Genomic DNA, 15,486 nt, shown 5'->3' on the forward strand with positions numbered 1-15,486 from the left:
CGCCGGACAGCCGGCCGCGGGGCGCCGCTTACGGGCGCCCCATGCTTTTTTCACAATCCGCCCGCACAGGCGTCCGGACCGTCGCGCACGACCAGCACCGGCCGGTCGGCGTCACGCAGCAGCGATTCGGTCACGCTGCCGAGCAGCGCCCTTCGCACGCCACGGCGACCGTGCGTGCCCATCACGATCAGGTCCGCATCGCATTCGGCCGCCGCTCGCGCAAGGACGACCGACGTGTCCTCGCCGCACGCGTCGATCGTCTGCGCGGAGCCGCGCACGCCGGACAGCGCGAATGCGGCTTGCGCATCGGCGATCGCGATAGCGGCCTTGTCCGCGTCGAGTCCGGCCGGGTCGCGCTGCTCGATGTAGCCGCTGTCGACGCTCGTCAGCCGCGGCCAGTCGGACACGACGCAAACGGCGATCACCGTACCGCCTGACGCACGCGCCAGTGAAATGGCCTCGTCGAGCGCCAGTCGCGCGCCGCGGCTGTCGTCGAGCGCTGCAAAGATTCGTTCGTACATCGCGCCTCCCGTTTGCATTGCGTTGATCCGTCGCGAAACCAGTCTGGACCCGGGCCGGCTGGCCGCGTTGACGTCGGTCAAGCGTGCACGTGCGGCGACGGACCGCCGGCGGGTAGGCGTCGGTCCCGATTGGCGAAAACCGGCAAAGCGGCGCACAATCGCGCACGAGATCGCAGCTTCCGATCAGCGTCGCCCCTCACGCCTCGCATTCGGCCCGCCATCGGCGCGCCGCTGGGATGTCCGTCAGGATGAACGGCAATGACAGTCAATGCGCCCTCTTCGAAGGCCGCACCGGCTTCCGGCCAGGCGCGGTCTGCACGACGCGCGGCCGTCGCGGCGCTCGCGACGCTGGCGCTCGGGCTCTGCGCGTCGTTCGCCGCCGCCCGACTCCTGCGAAACGACACGCAGGCGGACGCGCGCGCGCAATTCGCGCAACGCGCCACGCTCGCGACGGCCAGCGCACGGCGCAGCCTCCTCAATGCCGCGGCGATAGTGCGCGGCGCGCGCGGCTTCGCTTCCGCATCGACTGCGGAGCCGTCCGCAGATGCGTGGCGCGAATATGTCGCGAGTCTCGATCTGGACGGCCTCCAGTCGCCGGTCCGCCGTTTAGGCGCAATCCGCGCGAATGCGATCGCCGACGATCAGGCGACGCGCAGCGCGCTGCAGCGGGCAACCGACACCGGCAAGGTCGCGCTGGCGGCCAGCGCAATGCCGGACAGCACCGATGTGACCGGCGCCCGCTCGGGACTCGTGCTCTATTTGCCCATTGAAGCGGCCGCTGAAAACAATGTATCGCGAGCACCGTCGCAAAAAATCGCGACCGCGTACGTGTACGCTGCCCTCGATCCCGACCGCCTCGTCGATCCGGCGATTCTCGACCGGCTGCACGTCGAGATCGCGGCCAACCGTCCCGCGGCGCCGGTCTATGCGGGCGGGTTCGGCGGCGCGGACTCCGCCGTGTCGGAAGAAACGTTCGAGCGGACCGATTCGCTGATCTTCGGCGGCACCGCGCTGTCGCTGCGCTATCGCGCGCTGCGCCCCGACGTGCCGACATCGGCAATTGCCGCTCTGCTGACCGGCATCGCGCTGTCATGCGCGTTGGCGGCGCTGGTGCGGCAGGCCGCGATGCGCACGCCCGTCGCGGCCCCGTCGGCGGACGGTCAGCCGACCGAAGCCCGGATGATGGGAATCATCCGCTCGTCGATGGAAGCCATCATTACGGTGGATGAAAGTCAGACCATCGTGATCTTCAACCCGGCGGCCGAACGCGTGTTCGGCGTGTCGGCGATGGAAGCGATCGGCGCGCCGCTGTCGCGCTTCATTCCGGAACGCTTTCGCGCCGCGCATGCGAAGCACGTCGAGCAATTCGGCGTGACCGGCGTGTCCGACCGACAGATGGGGCGGCAGCGCGTGCTGTTCGGCCTGCGCGGCGACGGCACCGAATTTCCGATCGAAGCGTCGATATCGCAGATTCGCGATGGCACCGCGAAGCTGTATACGGTCATGTTGCGCGACGTCACCGAGCGGGTCCGGGCCGACAATGCGCTGAAGCAGTCGCGCGAGGAATTGCGCGAGCTGTCCGCCAACCTGCAGAACGTGCGCGAGGAGGAGAAAACCCGGATCGCCCGCGAACTGCATGACGATCTCGGGCAGCAACTCACCGCGCTCAAGATGGATCTTTCGGCCGTCGAACTCGGGCTGTCGGGCGTCGTCGCACCGAACAGCGGCGTACGCGAGCAGCTCGGCGGCATGCACCGGCTGATCGATTCGACCGTCGCGTCGGTGCGGCGCATCGCAGCCGACCTGCGGCCCGTGATGCTCGACGACCTCGGCCTCGTGCCGGCGATCGAGTGGCTCGCGAACGATTTCACGCACCGCTACCGGATCACGGTCGACAAGGACATCGCACCCGTGGATACGGTTTTCACCAATGCAGGCGCCACCACGCTGTTCCGAATCGTTCAGGAGGCGCTGAACAATGTCGCCAGACATGCGGACGCGACGCACGTGAAGCTCGTGCTGAAGCTCGACGACGGCTATTGCACGCTGCGCATCGCCGACAACGGGCACGGCGTGCCGCAGGACACGCACGACGCGCCCGATCGCCCGTCATTCGGGCTGATCGGCATCCGAGAGCGCGCGCACATGCTCGACGGCACGGTGACGATCGACAACCGGCCTGGTGAGGGCTTCACGATTACCGTCACGCTACCGCTTCATGCGATCTGCCAAGGAGACGTGCTGTCATGACCAAGGTACTCATCGCCGACGACCACGCCCTCGTCCGGGACGGCCTGCGGCACATCCTGCAGAACGCACGTGGCTTCGACGTAGCCGGCGAAGCGCGCGACAGTGCGTCCACGATCGCGCTCGTGCGCGACACGGACGCCGACGTGCTGGTGCTCGACCTGTCGATGCCCGGCCGAAACGGTGTCGAGCTGATCAAGCAGATCAAGGACGAGAAGCCGGCACTGCATATCCTCGTGCTGACGATGCATGCGGAACAGCAGTACGCGGTTCGCGCGTTCCGGGCGGGCGCATCCGGATACATGACCAAGGAAAGCGCGAGTGCGGAACTGGTCGCGGCGCTGACCAAGATCGCCGCGGGCGGCGTCTATGTGAGTCTCGCGATGGCCGAGCAGTTCGCGCAGAGTCTGAACGAGCCGACCGATCTGATGCCGCATCAGCGCCTGTCCGATCGCGAGTTCGACGTGTTCCGGCGCGTGACGAGCGGGCAGTCGATCTCGGAAATCGCTCAGGCGCTGTGTGTGAGCGTGAAGACCGTCAGCACGTACAAAACGCGGATACTCGAAAAAATGCAGATGCCGAACGACACGGCGCTCGTGCGCTACGCGATGCGCCACAAGCTGTTCGACGATCCGGACGATCTCTGACGGCGCGAGCCGCACGGGCCGCCGTCTAGCGGTGTACGCGCGGCCGCGAAAGGATCGCGAACGAACGGCACGCGCATGGCGATCGCACCCATCATGCACCGTCGAACGGCAGGCCGGCGATATCCGTAACGCTCACCGTCACCGGAATGCCGTGGCGGACGCTTTCGGTCACGGTGCAAAAGGCCTCGAACTGGTCGAGCGCACGAGCCGCGTGCGACAGTTCGGCCCACTTCTTCCCGGCCCGCAGCTCGACGCGCATGCTGCCCACCCGCAGCCGGTCCGCCGCATTGCGGATCAGCCCGATCTCGATGTGCGCGGTGACGGGATGCGGATCGTTCCGATATTTCTGCAGCGAATACAGAAAACTCGCCGCGAGGCAGTTGGCCACCGCCGCACCGAGCAGCCGAACGGGATTCGGTGCGCCGCCGTCGCCGAGCGGCTGCTGTTCGTCGGTGACGATCGGCAGTGCTCCGGTTTCCGGAAATTCGACCCGAAAACGAAATCGCTCGACCTGAATCACATCGACCGTCACGCGTCCTTCGTCCATTTTCCGTTCCCTCCCGCGGCCGAAGCCGATCGTATGACAAACGCAGCGTAGCTGCCGGCATCCGGTGCAGCGAAGCCGTGCCCGCATCGTCGAAGATAGTTCGACGCGACGGTGCGGCCGTTGAGCGACGTCAACGAGACCGCGGTCGCATCCATCGCCGGCCCGTTGGCGCGGACTGCGCGGACTGCGCAGATATCGCGCTACCGCACGCCGCGCCGGTCGCGACACGTTGCCGCATCGCTGTAGGAAACGTCCTACAGCACTTCCGCGTCCCCTACCGCATCTTCAATTCCCGCTGATTTTCTTCACGCCATCCGGCATCCATACTCCGTATCAAGAAAAACAAGTACGTGTGCCACGCGGAGCAAAGGCTGCATCACGGTCGAGACCGGCATATCGGCCTCCCGACCCGCCCGGCGTGGTTCCCTGTCAAGGAAGGCGGCAGATGTCCAGGCCGCCGGTACGGCGGCCCGCGCGATCCTGCGCTAAAGCGATGCGCCGCCCTGTGAATTGGAGCCGATCATGCAGAGCCATGCCGATGTTTCGCCAACCATCCCGTCGCGTCCGTTCATCCCGTTGCATCCGGTCGAGCGGACGGACCAGCCCAAGCGTGCGGCGTCCCGCTGTTCGTCGTGCGCATTGCGCACGGTGTGCCTGCCGACGAATCTTTCGACTGAGGACTTCGCGCGCGTCGACGCGATGATCTGCACGACCCGGCACATCAAGCGCGGTGAAACGCTCTACCGCGCCGGCGATACGTTCAACAGCATCTACGCAGTGAGAACGGGATCGTTCAAGACCGTCATGATGCATCGCGACGGCGACGAGCAGATCACCGGCTTTCAGATCGTCGGGGAATCGCTGGGACTGGATGGCGTTCACACCGGACGGCACAACGGCGACGCGATCGCGCTCGAAGACAGCACGGTCTGCATCATTCCGTTCGGGCAGCTCGAGCAGATGTGCCGCGAAGTGCGCACGCTGCAGCATCACGTGTATCAGCTGATGAGCGGCGAGATCGTCCGCGAATCCGCGCTGATGCTGCTGCTCGGCACGATGAGCGCCGAACAGCGCGTGGCCGCGTTTCTGCTGAATTTCTCCGCGCGCTTCAAGGCGCGCGGCTACTCCGCCGCCGAGTTCGTGCTGCGGATGACGCGCGACGAAATCGGCGAATACCTCGGGATGAAGCTCGAGACGGTCAGCCGCATGCTGTCGAAGTTTCAGCGCAACGGGCTGGTCGCGGCGCACGGCAAGCAGATCAGCATCGTCGACCCGGATGGACTCCGCCGCATCTGACGCGAGTCCGCGCGTGCGTGCCGGACGTCAAGCGCGCACGCTCAGCACCGCCGCTCCCGACACGCGCCCCATGCGCAGATCGTCGAGCGCGCGGTTCGCATCGGTCAGCGCATAGCGCACGGCTTCGACCTTCAGCGGCATCGCATCGGCGATCCGCATGAACTCGCGGGCATCCGCGCGCGTCAGGTTCGCGACCGACGCGATGCGGCGCTCGCCCCACAGCCACGCGTACGGGAAAGCCGGAATGTCCGTCATGTGGATCCCGCCGCACACGACGATCCCGCCTTTTTCGACCGCACGCAGCGCCGCCGGCACCAGCGCGCCGACCGGCGCAAAAATCAGCGCCGCATCGAGCGGCTCCGGCGGCGTCTCGTTGCTGCCGCCGGCCCACGTCGCGCCCAACGAGCGCGCAAGCTGCTGAGCCGCCGTATCGCCCGGCTTCGTCAGCGCGAACACCTTGCGGCCTTCGAGATGCGCGACCTGTGCAACGAGATGCGCGGCCGCGCCGAAGCCGTAAATGCCGATTCGCCGCGCATCGCCTGCCATTCGCAACGTGCGATGGCCGATCAGTCCCGCACACAGCAGCGGCGCGGCTTCCAGCGCCGAATAGCGCGGCGGCAGCGGCACGCAATACCGATGGTCGGCGACGACCCGTTCCGCATAGCCGCCATCGATCGTATAGCCGGTGAATGCCGGGCGGTCGCACAGATTCTCGCGGCCCGATGCGCAATACGCGCAACGACCGCACGTCGATCCGAGCCATGGCACGCCCACCCGGTCGCCGATGGAGAAGCCGGTCACGCCTGCTCCGAGCGTTCGCACGGTGCCGACGATTTCGTGCCCCGGAATCAGCGGCAACTTCGGGTACGCGAGATCGCCGTCGATCACGTGAAGATCGGTCCGGCATACGCCGCATGCGAGCACGTCGATCGACAGCTGGCCCGGCGCGGGCTGCGGGTCGGGAACCTGCGTCGCGCGCAGGGTCGGCGTCGTGCCGTCAAACGTCATCGCAAGCATGCCGGCCTCCGGGTGCGATCGTTCGCGTTTCGTTCTCCAAGCGTAGCCGCCGGTGCGCGGCGTGCATGCCGCCCTGTCGCCCGTGCTTGACGTGAGTCAACGGCCGCCGCGCGGTTGCTGACACGATGAAATCGCATGCCGCCGGCCGGCTACCAGGAGATGTCCGCATGATGTCCGCTACCCCGCTTGCCGCAAGCGCCCATCCCGACGAGCAGTTGAAGTCGCTGCTGCGTTACGCGGTGCTGGCGCCGTCCAGCCATAACTCGCAGCCGTGGCGGTTCATCGTCGACGGCAATACGATCGCCGTCTGCGCGGACCGTGTGCGCGCGTTGCCGGTGGTCGATCCGTTCGACCGCGAGCTGATCATCAGTTGCGGCGCAGCATTGCTGAACCTGCGCGTCGCGCTCGATCACGCGGGACTCGCGCACACGATCAGCACGTTTCCTTCCGATATCGATCCCGATCTGCTTGCGCTCGTGCGCATCTGCAACGACGGCTATTCTGACCCGTTTCTCGGCACGCTGTTCGATGCGATTCCGAAGCGCGTGACGACGCGTGCGCCGTTCGAATCGACCGCGGTGCCCGGCGAGCTGCAGCGCGAGCTGATCGCGGCGGGCGTCGCCGAAGGCGTCGATGTGGTGTGCGTCGATTCGATCGCGCATCGCGCTCGGGTCGCCGAGCTGGTCGCGGAGGCCGACCGACAGCAGTTCGCGGACCCGCGCTTCCGGCGCGAGCTCGCGAGCTGGATCGATCCGCGCCGGCGCGTCGACGGGATGCCGGCATTCGCGGCAGGCGTGCCGGTGCTGCTGGATTTCGCCGCGCCGATCGTCACGATGGCGGTACGCACGTTCGATCTCGGCAACGGGCTGGCCGCGCTGCATCACCAGCTCGTCGGCGCATCGCCGTTGATCGTCTGCCTTTCGACCGTACGCGACCACCGCGATGCGTGGCTCGCGACAGGGCAGGCGCTGGAGCGGATCCTGCTCGTCGCGACGCGTGCCGGCTACACCGCGTCCTACCTGAATCAGCCGATCGAAACGCCCGGACTGCGCGCACATCTGTGCCACATGCTCGGCCTTCGCGGCGAGCCCCAGCTGCTGCTGCGCGTCGGACGCGGGCCGCATACCGCGCATTCGCCCCGTCGCCCGCTCGACGACGTGATTTCGTGAGCGCACGCGGCGACGGGTTCGCCGCCGTCGCCCGAACAAGGAAGAAAAACATGAAAGTCGTCCGTTTCCTCCCCTTCTGCACGATCGCCGCTGCCGGCATCGCCTCCGCACAGGCGACGGTGCCCGAGCCGACGGAGCTCGTCGACGCGCAGCACTGCATGTTCTGTCACACGTCCGACATGCCGTTCCTCGGCCCGTCGTTTCATCAGATTGCGCAGCGATACCGCGGCGTGCCGAGCGCTGCCGACGAACTCGAGCGCAAGCTGCGCGTCGGCGGCCCGGCACACTGGGGAGACACACCGATGCCGGCCGCCGTCGAGCGCGGCGGCCCGCTGTCCGCCGACGATGCGCATCGGCTCGTGCAATGGGTGCTGAGTCAGTGATCGGGGCACATCGTCCACTCATGCCGACCATAGCGAAGCGCGCGCGGGCCGTCGACGGTCCGGGCGGCGCCGAGCTGCGCAGCGCAGCCGACGCAACGGTCGCACCGGCCCGCGTCGAACGGGCGCACGCGCGTTCGGGCGACGCCGCCGGCAACGGCACCGGCGCGCATCGTGCGTGCGCTGCGCGGCGCGCAGCGACTACGCGCCGCCGCTGCGCGCCTGCCGACGACGACGCGTTCCTTCTGCAGCGTTCGAGCATGCGCGGCATCAGGCTGCAGCTCGACTACTGGAAGGCGGAAGAACGGCTGCAGAACGCGGGCATCTGTCATGCGGTCGTGATCTACGGCAGTACGCGCATCGTCGCGCCGGCGATCGCGAATGCACGGCTGGGCGATGCGAACCGCTTGCTTGCGCAACGGCCGCACGATGCGGCGCGACGCCGTGCGGTCGCAGCCGCCCGCCGGCTCGTCGAGCAAAGCGCGTATTACCGCGTCGCGCGCGAGTTCGGACGCATCGTCGCGCATGCGGACCGGCACACGCGCGACGCGCGGCTCGCAGTCGTCACCGGCGGCGGGCCCGGCATCATGGAAGCGGCGAACCGCGGCGCATACGAGCGCGGCGCGCCGAGCATCGGCTTCAATATCGAGCTGCCGCGCGAGCAGGCGCCCAATCCGTACATCACACCGAAGCTCTGCTTCCGGTTTCATTACTTCGCGATCCGCAAGCTGCACCTGCTCGAGCGCGCGAAAGCCGCCGTCTTCTTTCCCGGCGGATACGGGACGTTCGACGAGCTGTTCGAGGTACTCACGCTGCTGCAGACGCGAAAGATCGCGCCGCTGCCGGTGATCCTCGTCGGCGAGGCGTATTGGCGTCGGGCGGTCGACTTCGCGTTCCTCGCCGACGAAGGGATGATCGACCGGCGCGACCTCGCGCTGTTCACCTATTGCGAGTCCGCAGCCGACATCTGGCGCGCGATCGGATGCTGGTATGCGCAGCGCCGTGCGCAGCGGACGATACGCCGGCGCCCCTCATCGAAGCCGCGCGCCCTGTAGGAATCCGCCGACGCCGTTTGCGCGATTCCTACCGCAGCTTCGGGACTCGCTGATTGAATCGTCCGGACGCGGCGACGATACTGAAACCGTAGACGCCGGCTGCATCGCAGACCGGCCGCAGCCGTCAGGAGACACGCCATGTCATACGCTGCCACCCCTCGTTCGGGATCGGACACCGGCGCCGCCCGTCGCGCGAGCGAACCCGGCGCCGCCGCCCTCGACACGCAGGCGCTCGTCGCACTTGCCCGGGAAGCCGGCATGCTCGTGATACTCGACGGTCAGATCGGGCGCGAGCGCTACGAAAGCGTGACCGGCTCGATCGCGACGCTCGCCCGCTTCGCACGGGCACTGCAGCTTTCGGCGCTCGATGCGGCGTGACGCTGGGTGCCGCTGCGCGATGCTATCGACCGCGCATGCCGTGCGGCGGCGCTTGCATCGCCGGCTGATGCAATGGATCGCCGGGGCTGGCCGTTTCGTGGCTCCGTCGTTGCCCGTCACGTCGCGCCACTTCTCGGCACAACGGCACGTGCCGATACGATCGCGTCTGCGCCGATGCCGGATGAAACCACGATGAGCCGGCCCCTTTCCGCCCGCGTCGCACGCCTGCTCCCCGGCATTGCGCTCATCGCACAGTACCGGCGCGCGTGGCTCGCACGCGACCTGTATGCGGGCATCGCGCTGTCGGCCGTACTGGTTCCGGTCGGAATGAGCTACGCAGAGGCGGCCGGACTGCCGGCCGTCACCGGGCTCTATGCATCGATCGCCGCGCTGCTCGCGTATGCGCTGTTCGGGCCGAGCCGGATCCTCGTGCTCGGTCCCGATTCCGCGCTCGCCGCGCTGATCGCCGGCGCCATCGCGCCGCTTGCGGGTCACGATCCGCAACGTGCCGTCACGCTCGCCGGCGCGCTCGCGCTGTCGTCCGGAGCGATTTGCATCCTGCTCGGCGCGCTGCGGCTCGGCTTCGTCACCGACCTGCTGTCGCGTCCGATTCAATACGGCTACCTGAACGGCATCGCGATTGCGCTCGCGATCGGCCGGGTGCCCGAGCTGTTCGGGATGTCCGTCTACGGCACCGACGTGTTCTCGAGCATTCCGCAGATCCTGCAAGCGCTCGCCGGGCACCGGTTCTCGGCTCACGCCGCCCTGCTCGGCGTGAGCGTGCTTGCCGGCATCGCGCTGATGAAGCGAACGGTCCCGCGTTGGCCCGGCGTGCTGATCGCCGTCGTCGCTGCGACCGCGCTCGCGCAGCTGTTGCCGTTGCAGGGCATCGCAACCGTCGGCGCGTTGCCGGCCGGTGCGCCCGCACCGCATCTGCCGCGCGTGTCGCTCGCCGACCTGACTGCGCTCGCGTCCGGTGCAGTGGCCGTCGCGCTCGTGTCGTTCGCCGACATCAGCATGCTGTCGCGTGCGCTTTCCACACGTGCGGGAGACACACCCGATCGCAACCAGGAACTCGTTGCGCTCGGCACGGCAAACCTGCTGGCCGGCGCGATGCAGGGCTGTGCGGTCAGCAGCAGCGCGTCGCGCACGCCTGTCGCGATCGCGGCAGGCGCGCAGAGCCAGCTCACGAATCTGGTCGCGGCCGCATGCATCGCGTTACTGCTCGTGGCCGCGCCGATGCTGCTGACGCTCGTTCCGCGCGCGGCGCTGGCCGCGGTCGTGATGTACGCCGCCTTCGGCATCGCCGAAGTGCGCAGCGTCGTGCGACTGTACCGGATGCGGCGCAGCGAATGCCTGATCTCGGTGCTGTGCTTCGCGGGCGTCGTCGGCATCGGCGTCGTGCCCGGCATCCTGCTTGCGAGCGCGCTGTCGCTGCTGTCGTTCGTGTGGCGGGCGTGGCATCCGTACGATGCCGTGCTCGGCCGGCTGGCCGGCGTGCGCGGCTATCACGACATCGCGCGGCATCCGGACGCGGTGCAGACGCCGGGGCTCGTGCTGTTTCGCTGGGACGCGCCGCTCTTCTATGCGAACGTCGAAATCTTCTGCGAGCATCTGCACGCCGCGCTCGCGCAGGCGGCGCGGCCCGTCGTACGCGTCGTCGTTGCGGCGGAACCCGTCACCGATATCGACGTGAGCGCCGCCGATCGCCTCGTAGCGCTTCGCAACGAACTCGCCGAACGCGGGATCGCACTGAATTTTGCGGAGATGAAGGGGCCGGTGAAGGACCGGCTGCGCGCGTACGGACTGTTCGACGCTTTCGGGCCGGCCAGCTTCTTTCCGACCGTGACCGATGCCGTCGCCCATCACGTGCAGCGGAAAAGCCCGCCCGGACGCCCGGTCGGTCGTCCGATGCCGCAAGAAGCCGCGCGCCATGCGCGCGATCGAGCGGACCGGTGAGCGCGTCAAAGCCGCGATGCGTACGGATTGGCGCGGGCCGCATCGTGCGACGGCACCGCGTCGCCTTCGATGCGATCCGCGCCTGTCACGCGGCAGTTCAGATCGTGAACGTGTCCGATCTCTTCATTTCGATCCACGTCATGCCGGCACGGAGCCCTTCGAGCGCGGCCTCGTGCTCGGTCGCATGCGTCCTGCTGTGCGCGAACGTGCGCTCGCACGCGCCGTTCGGCGCCGTAAGCGTCACATGTACGCGGCAACGATAGCCGCCCGCTTCTGCCGCGACGGTTTCGACCGCCACCGTCCAGTCGGCGTCGTGAAGCTCGCCTGAAAGCGCCATTTGATCGACCTCCTTCGGTTGCACGGACATCGACGTCCGCCGCGGTTCACCGCTCACTCGACGACCAGATCGTCGACGACTGCCCGCACGCCGCGCGCCGACCAGGCGGCGCCGCGCACTGCCTTGCGCTCGGAGAACGACCCGACCTTGCCCGACAGCCGCACCGTGCCGTCACGCACGTCGATGCCGATGTGCTTCGCTTCACGCTCCGCGTGCCGCATGATCGCGCGACGGATGTTCGCGCCGATGTCCGCCGATCCGACCGCGCCTTGCACGCTGATGTGATTCGTCACGCCCGTCACGCTGCGCATCTGCGAAATCGCGCGGACGGCAAGATGGCTCTGGTATGCCCAATCGACCTTGCCGGACAACGTGATCCAGCCGTGTTCGACCTGCACCTTGACCGCATCTTCGTGCAGGCCGACCGTCCAGTGCAGGACCGAGCGCACGGCATGCGCGATGTCCTCGTCGGTGCGCACGTCGTCGTTGGGCAGATGCACGGTCATGTCGACCACGACCGCCCTGACGCCGGCCACACGATTCGCCGCACGCTCGATCGCCAGCTTCTCCGCATAGCTGGGCGGATGGCCCGAAAGCGTCACGATCCGGTCGGACACTTCGACACCGATGCGCGTCGAGTCGATCGCCGGATCCGACTCCAACTCCTCCTGAACTTCCTGCTTCAACTGCTTGTCGGTTTTCATCGTCTGCACTCCAGTGACGACGGCCCGCCCGTGGGCCGCACGCAGCCAGATTTGCACACGTGCGGCGCCGGTTCGCTGATGCAGGTCAACGGCAGCTTCGCGCGGCACGCGTCCATGCCTCGACGTATCGCTTGACGAAGGTCAAGCGCCCGTGCGTCGAGCGCCTTATCGTGGGTCCGTCGATACGCGACGTTCGACGCATGCACGGCGCGACCTCAAGGAGATCCAGATGAACCAGCGACAACTGCTGAAATATTCGGCTGCGCCTGCGGCGCAGCCGCGGCCGCCAATCGGCGAGTCGCCGGCGAGCATCGACCTGCCCGCTCCGAGTCTCGACGCACGCATCTCGTTGCTCGCCGCCCTGTCGGCACGGATGAGTTCGCGCGAATTCGCCGCCACGCCGCTGCCGCTCGATATGCTCGCGACGATGCTGTGGGCCGCGGACGGCGTGAATCGGCCGGCGAGCGGCGGCCGTACGGCGCCGTCTGCGCATGCATTCAATGAAATCGATATCCATGTCGCGCTGTCGTGCGGCGTTTATCGATATGACGCGCCCACGCATCGGCTCGTGCTCAAGCACGCCGCCGATGCGCGAAATCTGACCGGCTATCAGGACTTCGTCGGCAGTGCGCCGGTGGACCTCGTCTACGTCGTGCGCACTGCCGTAACACTCGAAATGCCGCCGCAGCAGCGCGACGTGTTCTCCGCCATCGCGGCGGGCGCGATCGCCCAAAATGTGTCGCTGTACTGCGCAGCGGTCGGACTCGGAACGGTCGTACGTGGCTGGATCAATCACCGCGCGCTTGCCGATGCGCTCCGGCTAAACGAGGACGAACTGCCGATCCTCGCGCAAACCGTCGGCTATCGGGCCAACGCCACCATCCCGGATGCGTGAGCGACGCGGCGCGGTGCGCTCCAGCCTGAAACGGCGCGCGAGCGCGCGCGTGCCGTTTCGGGCGGCGACACATGGATCGCCGCCGGCAGTCAGCCTGTCAACGAATCGCCACCTTGGTCTGCCCGATCGGCACCTTCTTCGGCAGCGTCAGCGACAGGATGCCGTCCTGGTACGTCGCCGTCGCGCCGGCATCGTCGATCTCTCGCGCGAACGAGAACGAGCGGCTGACCGCGCCGCTGTACCGCTCACGCCGGATCACACGCTCGCCATCCTTCTGCTCGTTGGCGCGCTCGACTTTCGCATTGATCGACACGGTCCGACCGGCGATCTGGATATCGATGTCGTCCTTCGCGACGCCGGGCAGTTCGGCGTTCACGTTATACGCGCCGTCGCTCTCGGTGACATCGATCTTCATCGACGCAAGGTCGGGCTCGTTTGCGATCGCCATCCCGCGCAGCGGCCGGAACAATCCCTGGAACAGGTCGGAAACGGGCTCGATCGAAAATGGATCGTAACGCGTGACTTGGCTCATGATGTGCACTCCTCGAACGGTTGACGTGCGCTCTACGCTGCCGTCCCGCCTGCGCAGAGCCGTGATGCGGATCGAAGCGGCACGGCAGCGTGTACCGCCGGACGGCCGAACGATCCTGCCGCATTCAGCGTATTCGTACGTCGCGGCGCGGCGTTGATACGCATCAACGGCCGCCCGCTATCACGTGCAGAAGCGGAAGTATCCGCTGTGCAGCAGGACCGGCCGCCCGCCGACCTCCTCGAGCAGACAGCGCGCCGCGCGCTCGATCGCCGGGCGGTGGCGGCAAAAGGCGTTGACGAGATCCTGTTCTCGCGAGGACGCCGCATGAAAGTGGTCCTCCAGCGCTTCCGCGGTGATCGTGCACCGCACGCGCGTGCCATTCACCAGCGCCGGAAAGCGGAGGGACGGATTGAGGCCGCAGTACGCCGGCAGCTCCGCAGGGAAAGATATCTGCATGATGGTCACCTCATCGACACGTGAGCCGGGATCGCTTTCCGGCCTGTCGCCTGTCGCGTCGCCCGCCGGCGCTACGCCGCCGCAGCCGCGCGAAGACCAGCATCGTCGCTGCGCACGAGGAGAACCGGGCAGGTCGACTCGCGCAGGAAACGCTCGGCGACGCTGCCGAGCAGCAGCCGCCGGACGCCGCGTCTTCCGTGAGTGCCGATCACGGCGAGATCGATCGAGCGATCGACAACATAGCGGCGCAGGCGTTCGACGAGTTCCTCGCCGATTTCGGTCTCGACGAGTTCCGTGTCGCCGTTCACCGCCGCGTGCGAAATGGTGCGTCGGGCGCTTCGCAGAAGCGCCGCGCCGTGACGCCGGATTTCATCGAGCAGCGCTTCGGGCTCCATGTGGCCGCCATATGCGAACAGGATCGATTTGTCGACGACGAACACGGCGAACAGGCGGGCGCCGCATAACTGCGCCATCTTCAAACCCTCGTCGAGTGCCCGATTCGATGAAGGACTGCCGTCTACGGCAACCATGATGTTCGTGTACATGCCGACCTCGCTGCTGTAAGCGACGCGCTTGCGTCACCGGGATGAGTCTTCATCATTGCCGCTTGTCGGAAACGGGCGTTGACCGACGTCAATGGTTCGCGACCGCAAAGCGGTGGAGGTGAGCGACGACGAACGACGCGGCACTGTCGACGTTGAAGTTCTTAGATACTGCTAATGGTGTCCGTTCGTGTGCTGATCGTGTCCAGTGATTGCGCTAATGCGGGCGGCGAACGTCAAGCTGAGGAAGTGACCAGCGGCAGTTCACTGGCGAGGTACTTCATCGTTCCGCTGGCTTGGCGGCCTTTCGGGGATTTTTGGTTTTGTCTGGGACTCCGGAAAGCATCCTTCGGGCAGCTCTGGCGATCGCCCAGACGTTCAACGAGTCGTGCGTCGCATTCGGAAATAGCGTACCCGCGCCGCTGCGAGATCATGAAGGAGAGAGGACCAGCGTCGCGGCATTGATCGCTTCTGCTGTCATCGGTCCGTTGCCAAACTGCTCAAGCAGTTCGGCCGGTATCGCCGGCAGGTCCACCGGCTGGGCTTTCGGTTTGCGAGGCATAAACGCTCCTTGAGAGCATGTTATGCCTTAAACGCGAAATTCCTGACAGGCCCCCGGTCGAGGCACCTGGCTATCGGGGACGACGTCCGTCCAACTGACGACACGAAAGGTAACGGCATGCCGGCATGACCAAGTCTCGACACGAGCGCAGCGTCCTCCGTTAATACGGAGCTAGTGTCCCGTTCCGTTGTTAACTGATCTATGTTCACGTAGCATGTTGACGTCAACGGAACGGGAGACAT

At 67.0% G+C, this 15,486-nt stretch carries 18 protein-coding genes; 9 read left to right on the plus strand and 9 right to left on the minus strand.

The window, feature by feature from the left end:
* Positions 1–50: 50 nt before the first annotated feature.
* The gene (locus tag BUB20358_RS20325) at positions 51–521 is read right to left on the minus strand and encodes a universal stress protein (protein WP_035975858.1); all 471 of its coding nucleotides are present in this window, start codon (positions 519–521) and stop codon (positions 51–53) included.
* Between the two features lie 258 nt (positions 522–779).
* On the opposite strand from BUB20358_RS20325, the gene BUB20358_RS20330 reads away from it, so the two are divergent.
* Entirely contained in the window at positions 780–2,771 is a 1,992-nt protein-coding gene (locus BUB20358_RS20330) for a sensor histidine kinase (RefSeq protein ID WP_006767382.1), read from the plus strand.
* Positions 2,768–3,415: a response regulator gene (locus BUB20358_RS20335; protein ID WP_006767383.1), complete on the plus strand. Its 648-nt coding sequence runs from the start codon at positions 2,768–2,770 to the stop codon at positions 3,413–3,415. Before BUB20358_RS20330 ends, BUB20358_RS20335 begins: the two co-directional genes overlap by 4 nt.
* 91 nt (positions 3,416–3,506) lie before the next feature.
* Here BUB20358_RS20335 and BUB20358_RS20340 read toward each other — a convergent pair whose 3' ends face one another.
* A complete protein-coding gene (locus tag BUB20358_RS20340; RefSeq protein ID WP_006767384.1) occupies positions 3,507–4,049 on the minus strand; it encodes an OsmC family protein in 543 nt (180 codons plus the stop codon).
* A 435-nt stretch (positions 4,050–4,484) separates the two neighbouring features.
* Between BUB20358_RS20340 and fnr the strand changes: the two genes are divergently transcribed.
* Positions 4,485–5,258: a fumarate/nitrate reduction transcriptional regulator Fnr gene (gene fnr / locus BUB20358_RS20345; RefSeq protein WP_006767385.1), complete on the plus strand. Its 774-nt coding sequence runs from the start codon at positions 4,485–4,487 to the stop codon at positions 5,256–5,258.
* 27 nt (positions 5,259–5,285) lie between these two features.
* Here fnr and BUB20358_RS20350 read toward each other — a convergent pair whose 3' ends face one another.
* Positions 5,286–6,275, minus strand: coding sequence for a zinc-dependent alcohol dehydrogenase family protein (locus BUB20358_RS20350; protein WP_006767386.1), 990 nt, complete (start codon positions 6,273–6,275; stop codon positions 5,286–5,288).
* A 167-nt stretch (positions 6,276–6,442) separates the two neighbouring features.
* Here BUB20358_RS20350 and BUB20358_RS20355 point away from each other — a divergent pair, with 167 nt between their 5' ends.
* The 5 genes from BUB20358_RS20355 (at position 6,443) to BUB20358_RS20375 (ending at position 11,216) form a co-directional block, all read left to right on the plus strand.
* The gene (locus BUB20358_RS20355; protein WP_035975863.1) at positions 6,443–7,444 is read left to right on the plus strand and encodes an Acg family FMN-binding oxidoreductase; all 1,002 of its coding nucleotides are present in this window, start codon (positions 6,443–6,445) and stop codon (positions 7,442–7,444) included.
* A gap of 50 nt (positions 7,445–7,494) precedes the next feature.
* On the plus strand, positions 7,495–7,827 hold the full coding sequence (locus BUB20358_RS20360) for a c-type cytochrome (RefSeq protein WP_035975865.1): 333 nt from the start codon (positions 7,495–7,497) through the stop codon (positions 7,825–7,827).
* 20 nt (positions 7,828–7,847) lie between these two features.
* Complete coding sequence (locus BUB20358_RS20365; RefSeq protein WP_035975867.1) at positions 7,848–8,879, plus strand: LOG family protein; 1,032 nt, start codon at positions 7,848–7,850, stop codon at positions 8,877–8,879.
* A gap of 138 nt (positions 8,880–9,017) precedes the next feature.
* Positions 9,018–9,257: a hypothetical protein gene (locus BUB20358_RS20370; RefSeq protein WP_035975869.1), complete on the plus strand. Its 240-nt coding sequence runs from the start codon at positions 9,018–9,020 to the stop codon at positions 9,255–9,257.
* 192 nt (positions 9,258–9,449) lie between these two features.
* The gene (locus tag BUB20358_RS20375) at positions 9,450–11,216 is read left to right on the plus strand and encodes a SulP family inorganic anion transporter (protein WP_045552371.1); all 1,767 of its coding nucleotides are present in this window, start codon (positions 9,450–9,452) and stop codon (positions 11,214–11,216) included.
* A gap of 97 nt (positions 11,217–11,313) precedes the next feature.
* Here BUB20358_RS20375 and BUB20358_RS20380 read toward each other — a convergent pair whose 3' ends face one another.
* Together BUB20358_RS20380 and BUB20358_RS20385 are read right to left on the minus strand one after the other, a co-directional pair.
* Positions 11,314–11,553 (minus strand): hypothetical protein, encoded by a 240-nt coding sequence (locus tag BUB20358_RS20380; RefSeq protein WP_035976218.1) that lies wholly within the window; start codon positions 11,551–11,553, stop codon positions 11,314–11,316.
* Positions 11,554–11,606: 53 nt separating this feature from the next.
* Positions 11,607–12,257, minus strand: coding sequence for a BON domain-containing protein (locus tag BUB20358_RS20385; RefSeq protein ID WP_035975871.1), 651 nt, complete (start codon positions 12,255–12,257; stop codon positions 11,607–11,609).
* Between the two features lie 229 nt (positions 12,258–12,486).
* Here BUB20358_RS20385 and BUB20358_RS20390 point away from each other — a divergent pair, with 229 nt between their 5' ends.
* Positions 12,487–13,152, plus strand: coding sequence for a nitroreductase family protein (locus tag BUB20358_RS20390; RefSeq protein ID WP_006767392.1), 666 nt, complete (start codon positions 12,487–12,489; stop codon positions 13,150–13,152).
* 97 nt (positions 13,153–13,249) lie between these two features.
* On the opposite strand, the gene BUB20358_RS20395 is transcribed toward BUB20358_RS20390, so the two are convergent.
* From BUB20358_RS20395 to BUB20358_RS28600, 4 genes are all read right to left on the minus strand, one after another.
* Complete coding sequence (locus tag BUB20358_RS20395) at positions 13,250–13,684, minus strand: Hsp20/alpha crystallin family protein (RefSeq protein WP_035975873.1); 435 nt, start codon at positions 13,682–13,684, stop codon at positions 13,250–13,252.
* Positions 13,685–13,864: 180 nt separating this feature from the next.
* Entirely contained in the window at positions 13,865–14,140 is a 276-nt protein-coding gene (locus BUB20358_RS20400) for a DUF1488 family protein (protein WP_035975875.1), read from the minus strand.
* A 71-nt stretch (positions 14,141–14,211) separates the two neighbouring features.
* On the minus strand, positions 14,212–14,685 hold the full coding sequence (locus BUB20358_RS20405) for a universal stress protein (protein WP_006767394.1): 474 nt from the start codon (positions 14,683–14,685) through the stop codon (positions 14,212–14,214).
* 427 nt (positions 14,686–15,112) lie between these two features.
* Complete coding sequence (locus BUB20358_RS28600) at positions 15,113–15,244, minus strand: hypothetical protein (protein WP_258230475.1); 132 nt, start codon at positions 15,242–15,244, stop codon at positions 15,113–15,115.
* Positions 15,245–15,486 lie beyond the last annotated feature (242 nt).

This window comes from Burkholderia dolosa, from assembly GCF_902499135.1.
Classification (GTDB): domain Bacteria; phylum Pseudomonadota; class Gammaproteobacteria; order Burkholderiales; family Burkholderiaceae; genus Burkholderia; species Burkholderia dolosa.